Raw genomic sequence first — 13,980 nt, forward strand, 5'->3', positions numbered from 1 at the left:
TTTATCGACAACTGTTACCGTTGTCGGTATGGCCGATCCGCGCGTGCCCGTCACGATCCTGTCCGGCTTCCTGGGGGCCGGGAAGACGACCCTGCTCGACCACCTGCTGGCGAACCGGGAGGGCCGCCGGATCGCCGTCGTCGTGAACGACATGAGCGAGGTCAACATCGACGCCGCGCTGGTCGCCGGGCAGGGCACGCTGCACCGCACCGAGGAACGGCTCGTCGAGCTGACCAACGGCTGCATCTGCTGCACGCTGCGCGAGGACCTGCTGACCACCGTCGGCGAGCTCGCCGCCGAGGGCCGCTACGACCACGTCGTCGTCGAGTCGACCGGGATCTCCGAGCCGATGCCGGTGGCGGCGACCTTCGAATGGACCTTCGACGACGGCACCGCCCTCTCCGACCGGGCCCGGCTCGACACCATGATCACGGTGGTCGACGCGTCCGCGTTCGAGACGCTCCTGACCACCGGGGACGCGCTGGCCGACCGCGGGCTGCAGGCCGCCGACGGCGACGAGCGCACCCTGGCGGACCTGGTCGCCGACCAGGTCGAGTTCGCCGACCTGCTGGTACTCAACAAGACCGACCTCGTCCCGCCGCACCGGCTCGGCCGGATCGAGGCGCTGCTGCGCCGGATGAACCCCGGCGCCCGGATCCGGCGGGCGGTCCGCGGGGAGGTGCCGGTCGCGGAGCTGCTCGACACCCACCGGTACGACCCGGTGGGCGCGGCCCGCACCCCCGGCTGGGCGCAGGAGCTGGAGGGCACGCACACCCCGGAGACCGAGGAGTACGGGATCGCGTCGGTGACGTGGCGGGCGTCCCGCCCGTTCCACCCCGCCCGGCTCCTCGACGCGCTCGCCGAGTGGCCCGGGCTGCTCCGCAGCAAGGGCTTCTGCTGGATCGCCTCCCGCCCCGACCTCGCCGGGCTCTGGTCGCAGGCCGGGCCCAACGTGGCGCTGGACCCGGCCGCGCACTGGACGGAGACCGGCGGTCCGCGCGGCCAGGAGATCGTGTTCATCGGGCTCGGGGTGACGGCGGCCGGGGTCGCGGCCCGGCTGGACCCGGCGCTGCTCACCGACGGCGAGCTGCTCGCCGGCCCGGACTCGTGGCGGACGCTGCCCGATCCGCTGCCCGGGTGGGACCTCACCGATCCGCACCCGGTGCACGGGGCAACGGCCCCCGAGTAGCGTCACGCTCCGTGCCCGACCTGACTCCGGACGAGTTCCGCGCCCTCGGCCACCTGTTCGTCGACGCGGTCGCCGACTCCCGGGCCGGGCTGCACCGGCGGCCGGTCCGCGACGTCGTCGAGCCGGGCACCGTGCGCGCCCGGTTCGACGACCACGCGGCCGAGGCCCCGTCCCCGCTGGCCGCGTTCCCCTCGCTGGTCGAGACCGTCACCGGCGACGCCGAGACCCGCTGGCAGCATCCCGGCTTCCACGCGTTCTTCCCGGCCAACGCGTCGCTGACCTCGCTGCTCGGCGAGCTCCTGTCCGGCTCCGCGGGGGCGCAGGGGATGCTCTGGTCGACCTCGCCGGCGTGCACCGAGGTCGAGCAGGCGATCACCGACCAGCTGGCCCGCGCACTCGGCCTCGCCGAGGAGTTCACCCACGACGGCGGCGGTGGCGGCGTCATCCAGGACTCGGCGTCGTCGGCGTCGCTGGTCGCGCTGCTGGCGGCGCTGCACCGCGCCGCACCCGGCCCGGACGACGGCTGGCGGGCACGCGGCGTCACCGGCCGCGAGCGCGTGTACGTGACCGCCGAGACGCACTCCTCACTGGCCAAGGCGGTCCGCACGGCCGGGCTGGGTGCGCGCGGCCTGCGCACCGTGCCCTGCACGACCGGCACGGCGTCGATGGATCCCGAGGCGCTGCGCGTGGCGATGGCCGAGGACGCGGCGGCGGGGCTGCTCCCGGTCATGGTGTGCGCGACCGTCGGCACCACCTCGACCGGCGCGTCGGACCCGGTCGGCCCGGTCGCCGCCGTCGCGGCCGAGCACCGGGCGTGGGTACACGTCGACGCGGCCTGGGCGGGCGTCGCGGCGCTGTGCGAGGAGCACCGCTGGGTGGTCGACGGCGCCGACCGGGCGGACTCGTTCTGCACCGACGCACACAAGTGGCTGCTCACCGCGTTCGACGCGTCGCTGCTCTGGGTCCGGGACGCGTCCGCGCTGCCCGCGGCCCTCTCGATCGCGGCGCCGTACCTGCGGGACGCGGCGTCGGACTCCGGCGCGGTCGTCGACTACCGGGACTGGCAGGTGCCGCTCGGGCGCCGGTTCCGCGCGCTGAAGCTGTGGGCGGTGCTGCACGGCCAGGGGCTGTCCGGGCTGCGCGCGCACCTGCGGGGGCACGTCGCGCTGGCCGCCGAGCTGGCCGAACGCGTCCGCGGTCACGACGGCCTCGACCTGGCCGCCGAGCCCGTGCTCGCCCTGGTCTGCCTGCGCGTGACCGGCACCGGCTCGGACGAGGGCGACGACGAGGCCACCCGGTCGCTGCTGGACGCGGCGAACGCGACCGGCCGGGTCCTGCTCTCCGGCACCGACGTCGACGGGCGGCCGGTGATCCGGGTGGCGTTCGGCAACCCGGCGACCGGAACCGGGCAGCTCGACGATCTCTGGACGATTCTCGCAGGCCGGTAGTGATCTTCCCGGGCAGGTAAGGTTACCCTCGCCGCATGACAGGGTCCGCTGAGCCGGCACCGCTCGGGGAGGTGTCCGGGCGGGACGTCCTGCGTGGCTCGCTCGGCGCGTTCCGCGGCCGGATCGCCGCCGCGGCGGCGTTGTTCTGCAGCCACCAGGCCGGCGAGGCGCTGGTGCCCGTGCTGGTCGGTGTGATCATCGACCGTGCCGTCGCGACCGGGGACCCGGTCGCGCTGGCCGGGTGGCTCGCGGTCCTCGCACTGGACTTCCTGGTGCTGTCGTACTCCTACCGGTTCGGTGCCCGGCGGGCCTGGTCGGCGGAGGCATGGGCGGACGCCCGGCTGCGCCGCCTGGTCGCCGCCCGGCTGCTGCACCCGCGGGGCGGCGGGGAGGCCGGCCGGCTGCCCGGCGAGCTCTCCGGGATCGCGGTGTCCGACGCCAAGCGGGTCGCCGAGCTCAACGTCGCCGTCCCGTTCGGGTTCGCCGCGGTCGCGGCCGTCGCGGTCGCCGCGGTCTCGCTGCTGACCATCTCCCCGACGCTGGGCCTGCTGATCCTGCTCGGCACCCCGCCGCTGCTCTGGCTGGTGCAGCTGGTGGTCAAGCCGCTGCAGAAGCGGTCCGGACCGGAGCAGGAGCACGCCGCCCAGGCCGCCGGGACCGCGGCCGACCTGGTCGCCGGGCTGCGCGTGCTCAACGGCATCGGCGCACGCCCGGCCGCCGTCCGCCGGTACCGGGTCCGCAGCCGGGACGCGCTCGGCGCGACCCTGCGCGCCACCCGCGCCGAGGCCGGGTTCCTCGGCTCGGTCCAGCTGGCCAACGGCCTGTTCCTCGCGGTGATCGCGCTGGTCGGCGGCATGCTGGCCGCGAACGGCTCGATCACCGTCGGCGGGCTGGTGTCCGCGGTCGGCCTGGCCCAGTTCCTGGTCGGTCCCCTCCAGATGTTCGGCTTCGTCAGCGCCCGGCTCGCCCAGGGACGGGCGTCGGCGGCCCGGATCGCGACCGTGCTCTCGGCCGGACCGGCCGTCGGCTCCGGCCCGGACGAGCTCGCCGGCACCCCGGGTGCCGGGCCGGCCGAGCTGGTCGTGCGCGGGCTGCGCCACGGCCGCCTCGGCGGCGACGAGGGTCTCGACCTGACCGTGACGCCGGGCCCGCCCGCCGCCGTCGTGACCGCCGACCCGGAGGACGCGGCCGCGCTGCTGGCCTGCCTGGCCCGGGAGACCGAACCGGACGGCGGCCGGATCGCGCTCGACGGCGTCGCGCTCGACGCGTGGCCGGCCGACGTCGCCCGCGGCGCCGTGCTGGTCGCCGCGCACGACGCCCACCTGTTCACCGGCACCCTGCGCGAGAACGTGCTGGCCGGCGCCCCGGACGACACGGACCCGGAACCGGCGATGGCCGCCGCGGCCGCCGACCAGGTCGCGACGACCCTGCCGGCGGGCGCCGACACCGACGTCTCCGCACGGGGCCGGTCGCTGTCCGGCGGGCAGCGGCAACGGATCGCGCTGGCCCGTGCGCTGGCCGCGGACGCCCCGGTGCTCGTCCTGCACGACCCGACGACGGCGGTCGACGCCGTCACCGAGGTCCGGGTCGCCGAGGGCCTGGCCCGCTTCCGGGCCGGTCGCAGCACCCTTCTGGTGACGACCAGCCCGGTGCTGCTGGACCGGGCGGGCGAGGTGCTGTTCGTCGTCGGGGGCCGGGTCCGGTCCCGCGGCCGGCACGCCGAGCTGATGGACGACCCCGACTACCGCGCGGTGGTGACCGCATGACCGCCCCGACCGTGCTGCTGCCGATCGCGTCCACGGCGCGGATCCGCGCCCTGCTCGGCGAGCTGGGCCGCCCGGCCCGCGGGACCGCCGTCGTCGCACTGCTGGTGCTCGTCGGCGGGGCCGCGGTGAGCCTGCTGGCCGCACCGCTGCTCGGCGACATCGTCGACCGGGTCGCCCAGGGCCGGGGCGCGGACGCCGTCTGGCCGCCGGTGCTCGGTCTGGCCGGGATCGCGGTGGTGCAGGGCCTGCTGGGCGCGCTCGGCGTCGCCCTCGCGGCCCGGTTCTGCGAGACCCTGCTGGCCGGGCTGCGCGAGCGGTTCGTGGACCGCGCGCTGCACCTGCCGCAGGCCCGGGTGGAGGCGGCCGGTGCGGGCGACCTCACCTCCCGGGTCACCGACGACGTCGCGGCCGTCGGCGAGGCCGTGCGCGAGGCCGGGCCGGAGCTGGCCCGGGCCGCCCTGCTGGTCGCGCTGACCGGCGTCGGGCTGGCGGTGCTGGACTGGCGCTTCCTGCTCGCGGCGCTCCTGGCCGTCCCGGTGCAGGTCTGGACGGCACGGTCGTTCCTCGGCCGGTCCACGCCGCTCTACACCGCGCAGCGGATCGCCGGCGGCGCCCAGCAGCAGCAGCTCCTCGACACGGCGTCCGGGCTGTCCACGGTGCGCGCGTTCCGGCTGCACGAGAGCCACGCGACGACGATCGCCGGGCGCGCGGCCGAGGTCGCCCGGCTCGTCGTCGCCGTCGTCCGGATGCACACCCGGCTGTTCGGCCGGCTCAACCTGGCCGAGTTCATCGGGCTCGGCGCGGTGCTGGTCACCGGGTTCTGGCTGGTCGGGTCCGGCGCGACGAGCATCGGCACGGCGAGCGCGGCCGCGCTGTACTTCGTCAACCTCTTCACCCCGATCAACATCGTGCTGTTCCAGCTGGACGCGGCACAGACCGCGCTGGCCGGGCTGCGCCGGATCGTCGGGGTCGCCGACCTCGAGCACGGCGACGACGCCGCGGGCTCCGGCGCCGCGGCCGCCGGATCCGGGCTGCGGGTGCGCGGCCTCGGGCACAGCTACGTCGACGGCCACCCGGTGCTCGCCGGCGTCGATCTCGACGTGGCCGCCGGTGAGCGGGTCGCGCTGGTCGGCGCCAGCGGTGCCGGGAAGTCGACGCTGGCCGGGATCGTGGCGGGGGTGCACTCCCCCGGCGCCGGGACCGTCGAGATCGGCGGCGCGGCGCTGGCGGACCTGGGCGCGGACGCCCGGCGGGAGGCGGTGGCCCTGGTGACCCAGGAGTCGCACGTGTTCGCCGGCACCCTGGCCGAGGACCTGCGGCTGGCCTGCCCGGACGCCGGCGACGACGCGCTGCTCGCCGCGCTCGACCGGCTCGGGGCCGGGGACTGGGCCCGTGCCCTCCCCGGCGGCCTGGACACCGTCGTCGGCGACGGCGGGCACCGGCTCCCGGTCGTCGCGGCCCAGCAGCTGGCGCTGGCCCGGGTCGTGCTCACCGACCCGGCGGTGCTGGTGCTCGACGAGGCGACCGCGGAGGCCGGCAGCGCCGGTGCCCGCGCGCTGGAGGAGTCCGCCGAGGCCGCGCTGGCCGGGCGCACCGGCCTCGTCGTCGCGCACCGGCTCGCCCAGGCCGCGGCGGCCGACCGCGTCGTGGTACTGGAGGCCGGCCGGGTGGTCGAGCAGGGCCCGCACGACGAGCTCGTCGCCGCGGGCGGGCGCTACGCCCGGCTGTGGGCCGCCTGGTCCGGCGCCCGCGGCGGCGGAGCCCCGGAACCCACCGAGACCGGGCCCTCGCGGGCCGGGACACACACGTGATCCGCGACCTGCGGGTCCACCGGAAAGGATCAGAAATGCTCCGTCCTCTCCTGCGCACGATCGCCGCCTGCGCGGTCCTGCTCCTCGCGCTGGCAGGTTGCTCGTCCGGCGGTGGTGGCGAGCAGGCCGCGCCGTCCGGTGCGGAGGCCCCGGCCGGGGCGTTCCCCGTCACGCTCCAGCACGCCTTCGGCTCGACGACGATCCCGCAGCAGCCGCAGCGCGTCGTCGCGATCGGCTACAACGAGGCCGACTTCGTGATGGCGCTCGGCGTGCAGCCGGTCGCCGAGCGCCAGGTCATCGGCGACTTCCCGTTCCAGCAGCGGCCGTGGCTGCCGCAGCCGCCGCTCGGGCCGACCCCCGAGGTCCTCGACGCCAGCAACCTGCCGATCGAGCAGATCGCCGCGCTGCAGCCGGACCTCATCCTCGGCGTGTACTCGTTCATCGACCGCGGCACCTACGACGCGCTCTCCAAGATCGCGCCGACGGTCGCCCAGCCGACCGAGGACGGCACCAACGCCTCCACCTGGGACGTGCAGACCCGGGTGACCGGCCAGGCGCTCGGCCGCACCGAGCAGGCCGACGAGGTCATCGCCGCGACGCAGCAGAAGTTCGACGAGGCGAAGCAGCAGCACCCCGACTTCGCCGGCAAGAAGCTGAGCATGGCGTTCTACGTCGAGGGGGAGCCGTACAACCTCGGCACCGACGACCTGCGCGCCCAGCTGTTCGCGGGCCTCGGGTTCCAGGTGCGGGCCGACTCGCCCACGCTGTCGCTGGAGCAGCAGGGCCAGCTGGACAACGACGTCATCGTCGTCATCGGGCGGACCAAGGCGGAGGCCATGGCCGACCCGGTGTTCGCCGCGATCCCGGCGGTCCGTGAGGGCCGGGTGGCCTTCCTCCCGGCCTTCGGCTCGGAGTTCGGCGGGGCGCTGGGCTACTCCAGCCCGCTGTCGCTGCCGTACGCGATCGACACCGTCAACCCGCTGCTCGACGGCGCGCTGAAGGGCGAGGCGCCGGGCACCTGATCCCGTCCGGCTCCCCGCAGCACCGGCGGCCCCGTGACGCAGCAGCGTCGCGGGGCCGCCGGTCGTTCAGGACCCGCCGAGCGCCCGGCGCAGCAGCGGCTCCGGGTCCGGTGCGGCGGTGGGTGCGGAGACCGCGAGCACCAGCCACCCCTCGACGACGGCGAGCACCGCCCGGACGCCGTCGGCGTCGCGCGGGGTGCCCAGCCGGTCCAGCCAGTCCGCGCCCCACCGTTCGATCCGGGTCCGTGCCGCCGCGATCCGCTCCTGCAGCGCCGGGTCCAGGGCCGCCTCGACGAAGATCGCGTGCCGGGCCAGGGTCAGCTCCCGGCCGGGACCCGCGAGCTCGCGGACCGTCCCGGCCAGCGCCCGCACGGTCCGCTCCTCGGCCGTCCCACAGGCGGCGACCGGCCGGCCGCCGGCGAGCAGCTCCCAGGCGGCGACCTCCCGCTCCAGCAGCCGGTCCAGCACGCCGGCGACCAGCTCCGACCGGGTGCGCGCCACGTTCGACGCCGACCCCGGCGGCAGGCCCGCCGCCGCGTCCACCGCGCGGTGCGTCAACGCCCGCGATCCGCCCGCCCCCAGGACGGTGATCGCCGCGTCCAGCACCCGTTCCCGCCGTTCCGACACGAGCCCACACTACAACCGTAGTGACTCGGCACTACATCCGTAGTACCTTCGCCGTCATGCGGGCGACGGTGGTGGGGGCGGGGATCGGCGGGCTGACCGTCGCGGCGGGGCTGCACGCGGCGGGCTGGGAGGTCGTCGTGCGGGAGCGGGCGGCCGGGCCCGTCACCGACGGCACCGCCCTCGGGATCTGGCCGGCCGCGGTCCGCGCGCTGGACGGGCTCGGCGCGGGCGACGACCTGCGGGCGGTGTCCCGGCCGCAGTCGTCCGGGACGCTGCGCCGCCCGGACGGCACCCGGCTCGCCACGATCGACGCGTCGCGCACCGGGGAGGTGCTGCTGGTCGCCCGCCCGGACCTCATGGCGCTGCTGGCCGCGCGGCTCCCGGGCGGGACGGTCCGGTACGACGACCCGGTGACCGGCCCGGCGGGGCTCCACGCCGGTGCCGACCTCGTCGTCGGCGCGGACGGCGTGGGATCGGTGGTCCGCGCGCTCCTGCCCGGTGGTGCGGGCGTCCGGCCGCGGCGCACCGGGACCGTCGCCTACCGGGGCGTCGCCACCCTGCGGGTCGACGCCGGCAGCGAGACCTGGGGACGCGCGGCCCGGTTCGGGGTGCTCCCGCACGGCCCGGCCGGGGACCGGGTCAACTGGTACGCCGTGCTGCCCGCCCCGGACATCCCGGCCGCGCGCGACCCGGAGGCCGATCTCGCCCTGCTCCGCGAGCGGTTCGGGGACTGGCACGACCCGGTGCCCCGGGTGCTCGACCGGATCGCCGCCGACGGCCACCTGCGCCACCATCTCGCCGACCTGCACCCCCGGCTGCGCAGCTACACCGACGGTCACCGGGTGGCCGTGCTCGGGGACGCCGCCCACGCGATGACCCCGGACCTCGGGCAGGGCGCCTGCCAGGCCCTGCTCGACGGCGTCGCCCTGGCCTCCGCGGTCACGTCCGGGGACCCGTTGCCCGCCGCCCTGCGGCGCTACGACCGGGAGCGGCGGCGCCGGACCCAGCGGCTGGCCGGCACCGCACGCGTCGTGCACCGGGTGGCGCAGGCCCGGCGCGGCGTCCGGCTGCGCGACGCCGTGCTGCGGGCCCTGCCCGCCTGACACCCCGGGTCCGGCGGTGGAGTGAACGTCACGTCACGGCCGGGCCGGATCCCCTTGCCCGCGAGGCGACCCGGGACGAGGGTGATCGCGGCCCGGACGGACGTGGGGGGGATCAGGTGACGGGAACACGCGAGCGGTGGCGCGGCTGGACCGTGGTGCACGGCGGGCGGACCCCGCCGCCCGGCGAGGTCGTCGCACCGGACGAGCGGCTGTCCTGGCCCCGCACGATCGGGCTGGGCGGGCAGCACGTCGTCGCGATGTTCGGGGCGACGTTCGTCTTCCCGGTCCTCATGGGCCTGAACCCGAACATCGCGATCCTGATGAGCGGTGTCGCCACGGCGCTGTTCCTGCTGATCACGAAGGGTCGGATCCCCAGCTACCTGGGGTCGTCGGCGTCGTTCGTCGGCGGGGTCGCGGCGATCCGCGCACAGGGCGGCGACTCGGCCGCGGTGACCGGCGCGATCGTCGTCGCCGGGGTGGCGCTGCTCGTGATCGGGCTGGTCGTGCACCGGCTCGGCGCGGGCTGGGTGACTCGGGTGCTCCCGCCCGCGGTGACCGGTGCCGTCGTCATGCTGATCGGGTTCAACCTGGCCGGGGTGGCCGGCACCGTCTACTGGCCGCAGGACCAGTGGGCCGCCCTGGTCACGATGGTCGTGGTGATGGCCGCGGCGGTGCTGCTGCCCGGCTTCTGGGGCCGGATCGGCGTGCTGATCGGCCTGGTCGCCGGGTTCGCGTTCTCCTGGCTGCTCGATCTCACCACCGGGCCCGTCACCTCACCGGACGCGAACGGCGACGTCGTGACCCGGATGCGGGTGGACCTGTCCGGTGTCGGGGAGGCCGGCTGGGTCGGGCTGCTGCCCGCGACGATGCCCGGCCCGGACGGCATGGAGATCGCCGGCTGGCACCTGCCGACGTTCTCGCTGACGTTCGCCCTGCTCGTCCTGCCCTCGGTCATCGCGCTGGTCGCGGAGAACACCGGCCACGTCAAGGCGGTGCAGGGCATGACCGGCGCCGACCTCGACCCCTACCTCGGCCGGGCGCTCGCCGCCGACGGCCTGGGCACCACGCTCGCCGGCACCGTCGGCGGCTCCCCCACCACGACCTACGCCGAGAACATCGGCGTGATGGCCGCGACCCGCGTCTACTCGACCGCCGCCTACTGGGTCGCCGCGGCCGTCGCGGTGCTGCTCGGGTTCTGCCCGAAGTTCGGCGCGTTGATCGTGGCCGTCCCGGGCGGGGTGCTCGGCGGCCTGACCGTGGTGCTCTACGGCATGGTCGGCCTGCTCGGCGCCACGATCTGGGTCCGGGCCGGGGTGGATCTCGGGCACCCGGCGAACCTGGTCCCGCTGGCCGCGGGGCTCATCATCGGGATCGGCGACGCGAGCCTGTCTGTCGGCGGGTTCGAGCTCTCCGGGATCTCGCTCGGCACGATCGTCGTGCTCGTCGGCTACCACGCGCTGCACGCACTGCTACCGGCCGACCGCCGACCGTCACCCCCGTCGTGAACAGGTGATCACGACCTCCGCGGCGGTGCTGACGCGGGCGTTGCGGTCTGCATAGGGTCGTCCCGTTTGGCCGGGTGGTCCCGGTCGCGTACGACCCCGACCGCGATCCCGAGGAGGTCCGAGCGGATGAGCGACGGCCCGTCCCGCACGACACAGTCCGGACCGGTGGACGACGGCGTCCCCGACGAGCCGGCGGTCCGGCTCAACAAGCCGGTCTTCTACGGCTCCGCGATCGGCGTGCTGCTCGTCGCGGCCTGGGCGATCCTCCTGCCGGAGAACGCCGACACCGTCATCGGACTCCTCGTCGAGTTCATCGCCGGCGGCTTCGGCTGGTTCTACGTCGTGGTCGCGACCGTCGTCCTGGCGTTCGTGCTGTTCCTGGCGCTGTCCCGGTACGGCTCGATCAAGCTCGGGCCCGACCACTCGCAGCCGGACTACTCGAACCTGTCCTGGGCGGCGATGCTGTTCGCCGCCGGGATCGGCACCGACCTGATGTTCTTTTCGGTCGCCGAGCCGGTCACCCAGTTCACCGCACCCCCGGTCGGTGAGGGCGGCACGGTCGAGGCGGCCCGCGAGGCGACCGTGTGGACGCTGTTCCACTACGGCCTCACCGGCTGGGGCATGTACGCGCTGATGGGCATCGCGCTGGCCTACTTCGCGTACCGCCGCGAGCTGCCGCTGTCGATCCGCTCCGCGCTCTACCCGCTGATCGGCAAGCGGGTGTTCGGCCGGGTCGGGCACGCGATCGACCTCGCCGCCGTCCTCGGCACGATCTTCGGGATCGCGACGTCGCTCGGCATCGCCGTGGTGCTGCTCAACGTCGGGCTGAACGTGATGTTCGGCATCCCGCAGGGACTCGGCGCGCAGACCGCGCTCGTCGTCGTCGCGGTGGTCATCGCGACCGTGTCGGCGGTGTCCGGGGTGGACAAGGGCATCAAGCGGCTCTCCGAGCTGAACGTGATCGCGGCGCTGGCGCTGGCCCTGTTCATCCTGGTCACCGGGAACACGTCGTTCCTGCTCAACGCCCTGGTCACCAACCTGGGCGACTACCTGTCGAGCTTCCCCGCGCTGACCATGGAGACCTTCGCGTTCGACCAGGCGGACCCCGCCGTCGGCGAGTGGCTCAACCTGTGGACGCTGTTCTTCTGGGCCTGGTGGATCGCCTGGGCGTCGTTCGTCGGGCTGTTCCTGGCCCGGATCTCGCGTGGCCGCACGATCCGGCAGTTCGTCGTCGGCACCCTGGTGATCCCGTTCCTCTACATCCTGTTCTGGATCTCGATCTTCGGGAACGCCGCGCTGGACGCCGTCCGCTCCGGCGACTCCGAGCTCGCCGACCTGGCGGTCAACCAGCCGGAGCAGGGTTTCTACGCGTTGCTCGCCGACTACCCGTGGGCCGGCTTCCTGGCCGGTCTCGCCACCCTGACCGGCCTGCTCTTCTACGTGACGTCCGCGGACTCCGGCGCGCTGGTCATGGCCAACCTGACCTCCTACCGGAAGACCCCCCGCGACGACGCCACGGCCGCCAACCGGATCTTCTGGGCCGCCGCGACCGGCCTGCTCACCCTCGGCATGCTGTTCGTCGGCGGGATCACCACGCTGCAGAACGCGACCGTGATCATGGGGCTGCCGTTCGCGTTCGTGATGGTCCTGGTGATGCTCGGGCTCTACAAGGCGCTCCGGCTGGAGCATTACCGGTCGGAGAGCAGGCGGTCCAGCCTGCCCGCCCTGCTGTCCGGGCGGAGCCGGCCGGGCGGCCCCGACCCGGACGCGGGCAAGGACTGGCGGCAGCGGCTGCGCCGCACGATGGACCACGCCGACTCGCACGGGGCCGACGAGTTCCTGGCCGGGACCGCGACCACCGTGCTCGACGACGTCGCGGCCGAGCTGCGCGCGCAGGGCGTCCCGACCCGGGTGCAGCGCTGCGACGACACCGACGCCCCGGAGGTCGAGCCCGGCGAGGACCGTCCGGACGGGATGCAGCCCCTGGAGCTGGTGGCCGACGTGCACGAGACGCTGCCGTTCGTCTACCGGCTGGTGCCCCGGGTGACCGGCCTGCCCCGCTTCACCGGCGCCACCGGGAGCGCGCTCCCCGCCCCGGCCGGGATCGAGACGGCCGAGGCGGCGTCCTGGACGGACCACCACCGCGTCGAGGTGCACCTGCAGGGCGGCGGCCGGGGCTACACCGTCATGGGGTACAGCTACGGCCAGCTCGTCGACGACCTCCTCGACCAGTACGAGCAGCACCTCGAGCTGCTCCGGCTGGAGCGGGAGGCGTCGAGCTAGGCGCCCGCCCGGCGCTCCCGCACGACGATCGCCGCGTCCTTGTGCGGGAGCGCGACCGTCTCGGCGTGGGTGAACCCGCCCCGGCGGAACGCGCCGAGCGCGGCGTCGTTGCGGGCGTCCGGTTCGGCGAGCACCCGCGGGCAGCCCGGCTCCGCCGCCAGCAGGGCGTCGGCGACCGCGCCCAGCAGCGCACCACCGGTCCCCCGCCGGTGCGCCGCACCGACGCAGACGTGCACCCCGAGATCGTCCGGGCCGGCCGGGAACCCGCGGGCCAGCGCGTGCCGGACCGGGCGGTAGAGCTCCAGGTAGGCGACCGGACCCGCACCGGGATCGGTGGTGTCGTCGACCAGGACGGCGGCCGTGCCGCTGCCCGGGCCGTGCCCGGCGAGCTCACGGGCCCAGCGCCGGTCCGGCCACGGCTGGCCGAAGAACCGGATCACCTCGGGCCGGCGCATCCAGCCGGCCAGGGTGTCCAGGTCGGGGCCGCCGGGGGTGGCGCGGCGCAGCCGGAACCGGCCGGCCCGTTCCGGCACCGGCGGGTCGGCCACCGCCACCGGCCCCACCGGGACCAGCGGGTTCCGGACCCGCTGCCACGCCGACGGGTGCAGCACCGGGCGGCGCGGCAGGTACGGGTCGGACAGCCAGGAGCCGAGCGCGTCCCGGACCGGGCCGGGGGCCTCGTCGTCCCGGGCGCCCACGAGCCGTCCGGTCAGCGCGTCCAGCCGGGCCCGCTCGGTCTCCGCGCCGGGGGCACCGGCGGCGACCCGCGGGAGCAGGCCGTCGAGCAGGACCGCGGCGCAGGCGTCCCGGGCCCTGGCAGCGGCGCCGTTCGTGGCGTGCGCCAGGTGCTGCCGGAGCGCTCCCAGCGCGGGACCGACCGCGGCGACCGGGTCCCGCGGGGCGTCCCCGGGGAGTCCGGCACCGGGCGGCGCCGCACGGGTGGCGCCGGTCGGTCCGGAGCGGGCCGCCAGCTCCGTGGTCAGCGCCGCGGCCAGCTCGTCCGGGTCGGGGTCGGGCTCCAGGCCGCCGTCGGACGTGCCGAGGGCGATCCGGGCGAACCGGTGCGTCCCGACCGGGGACACCTCCGCGACGTCGGCGACCACGCTCATCCCGACCGACGGCAGCGGGACCAGCATCGGCCCCGGCACCGGCTCGGCGTGCGTGTCGCGCAGGAGGTCCCGCAGCAGCGCCTGCTGCGCCTCCCCGGCCGACGGCGGGGTGAGCAC

General features: G+C 75.8%; 10 protein-coding genes. 8 read left to right on the forward strand and 2 right to left on the reverse strand.

The window, feature by feature from the left end:
* Positions 1-28: 28 nt before the first annotated feature.
* From Ae150APs1_RS05245 to Ae150APs1_RS05265, 5 genes are read left to right on the forward strand one after another with little or no spacing between them, the layout of a single operon-like run.
* Positions 29-1,189: a GTP-binding protein gene (locus Ae150APs1_RS05245; protein WP_075296160.1), complete on the forward strand. Its 1,161-nt coding sequence runs from the start codon at positions 29-31 to the stop codon at positions 1,187-1,189.
* An 11-nt stretch (positions 1,190-1,200) separates the two neighbouring features.
* Complete coding sequence (locus tag Ae150APs1_RS05250; protein ID WP_075296161.1) at positions 1,201-2,637, forward strand: pyridoxal-dependent decarboxylase; 1,437 nt, start codon at positions 1,201-1,203, stop codon at positions 2,635-2,637.
* A 35-nt stretch (positions 2,638-2,672) separates the two neighbouring features.
* Positions 2,673-4,403, forward strand: a complete 1,731-nt coding sequence (locus Ae150APs1_RS05255; protein WP_075296162.1) for an ABC transporter ATP-binding protein — start codon at positions 2,673-2,675, stop codon at positions 4,401-4,403.
* Entirely contained in the window at positions 4,400-6,214 is a 1,815-nt protein-coding gene (locus Ae150APs1_RS05260; RefSeq protein ID WP_075296163.1) for an ABC transporter ATP-binding protein, read from the forward strand. Before Ae150APs1_RS05255 ends, Ae150APs1_RS05260 begins: the two co-directional genes overlap by 4 nt.
* A gap of 35 nt (positions 6,215-6,249) precedes the next feature.
* Positions 6,250-7,236 carry an iron-siderophore ABC transporter substrate-binding protein gene (locus Ae150APs1_RS05265; RefSeq protein WP_075296164.1) on the forward strand — a complete coding sequence of 329 codons (987 nt, stop codon included), beginning with the start codon at positions 6,250-6,252 and terminating at the stop codon, positions 7,234-7,236.
* A gap of 66 nt (positions 7,237-7,302) precedes the next feature.
* Here Ae150APs1_RS05265 and Ae150APs1_RS05270 read toward each other — a convergent pair whose 3' ends face one another.
* On the reverse strand, positions 7,303-7,863 hold the full coding sequence (locus tag Ae150APs1_RS05270) for a TetR/AcrR family transcriptional regulator (protein ID WP_075296165.1): 561 nt from the start codon (positions 7,861-7,863) through the stop codon (positions 7,303-7,305).
* A 56-nt stretch (positions 7,864-7,919) separates the two neighbouring features.
* Between Ae150APs1_RS05270 and Ae150APs1_RS05275 the strand changes: the two genes are divergently transcribed.
* The 3 genes from Ae150APs1_RS05275 to betT all read left to right on the forward strand — a co-directional run bounded on the left by Ae150APs1_RS05275 (position 7,920) and on the right by betT (position 12,754).
* Complete coding sequence (locus Ae150APs1_RS05275; RefSeq protein ID WP_075296166.1) at positions 7,920-8,966, forward strand: FAD-dependent monooxygenase; 1,047 nt, start codon at positions 7,920-7,922, stop codon at positions 8,964-8,966.
* Between the two features lie 116 nt (positions 8,967-9,082).
* Positions 9,083-10,471 carry a solute carrier family 23 protein gene (locus Ae150APs1_RS05280; RefSeq protein ID WP_075296167.1) on the forward strand — a complete coding sequence of 463 codons (1,389 nt, stop codon included), beginning with the start codon at positions 9,083-9,085 and terminating at the stop codon, positions 10,469-10,471.
* Positions 10,472-10,597: 126 nt separating this feature from the next.
* Entirely contained in the window at positions 10,598-12,754 is a 2,157-nt protein-coding gene (gene betT / locus Ae150APs1_RS05285; protein WP_075296168.1) for a choline BCCT transporter BetT, read from the forward strand.
* Here the strand turns inward: betT and Ae150APs1_RS30295 are convergent.
* Entirely contained in the window at positions 12,751-13,980 is a 1,230-nt protein-coding gene (locus Ae150APs1_RS30295) for a GNAT family N-acetyltransferase (RefSeq protein WP_139316808.1), read from the reverse strand. The genes betT and Ae150APs1_RS30295 overlap by 4 nt on opposite strands.

The sequence above is a fragment of the Pseudonocardia sp. Ae150A_Ps1 genome, assembly GCF_001932315.1.
In the GTDB taxonomy this organism is placed as follows: domain Bacteria; phylum Actinomycetota; class Actinomycetes; order Mycobacteriales; family Pseudonocardiaceae; genus Pseudonocardia.

Excerpts from the sequence above, each read along its gene's own strand:
- Ae150APs1_RS05245 (WP_075296160.1), top strand. The coding sequence starts at position 29 with ATGGCCGATCCGCGCGTGCCCGTCACGATCCTGTCCGGCTTCCTGGGG.
- Ae150APs1_RS05255 (WP_075296162.1), top strand. The coding sequence starts at position 2,673 with ATGACAGGGTCCGCTGAGCCGGCACCGCTCGGGGAGGTGTCCGGGCGG.
- Ae150APs1_RS05260 (WP_075296163.1), top strand. The coding sequence starts at position 4,400 with ATGACCGCCCCGACCGTGCTGCTGCCGATCGCGTCCACGGCGCGGATC.
- Ae150APs1_RS05265 (WP_075296164.1), top strand. The coding sequence starts at position 6,250 with ATGCTCCGTCCTCTCCTGCGCACGATCGCCGCCTGCGCGGTCCTGCTC.
- Ae150APs1_RS05275 (WP_075296166.1), top strand. The coding sequence starts at position 7,920 with ATGCGGGCGACGGTGGTGGGGGCGGGGATCGGCGGGCTGACCGTCGCG.
- betT (WP_075296168.1), top strand. The coding sequence starts at position 10,598 with ATGAGCGACGGCCCGTCCCGCACGACACAGTCCGGACCGGTGGACGAC.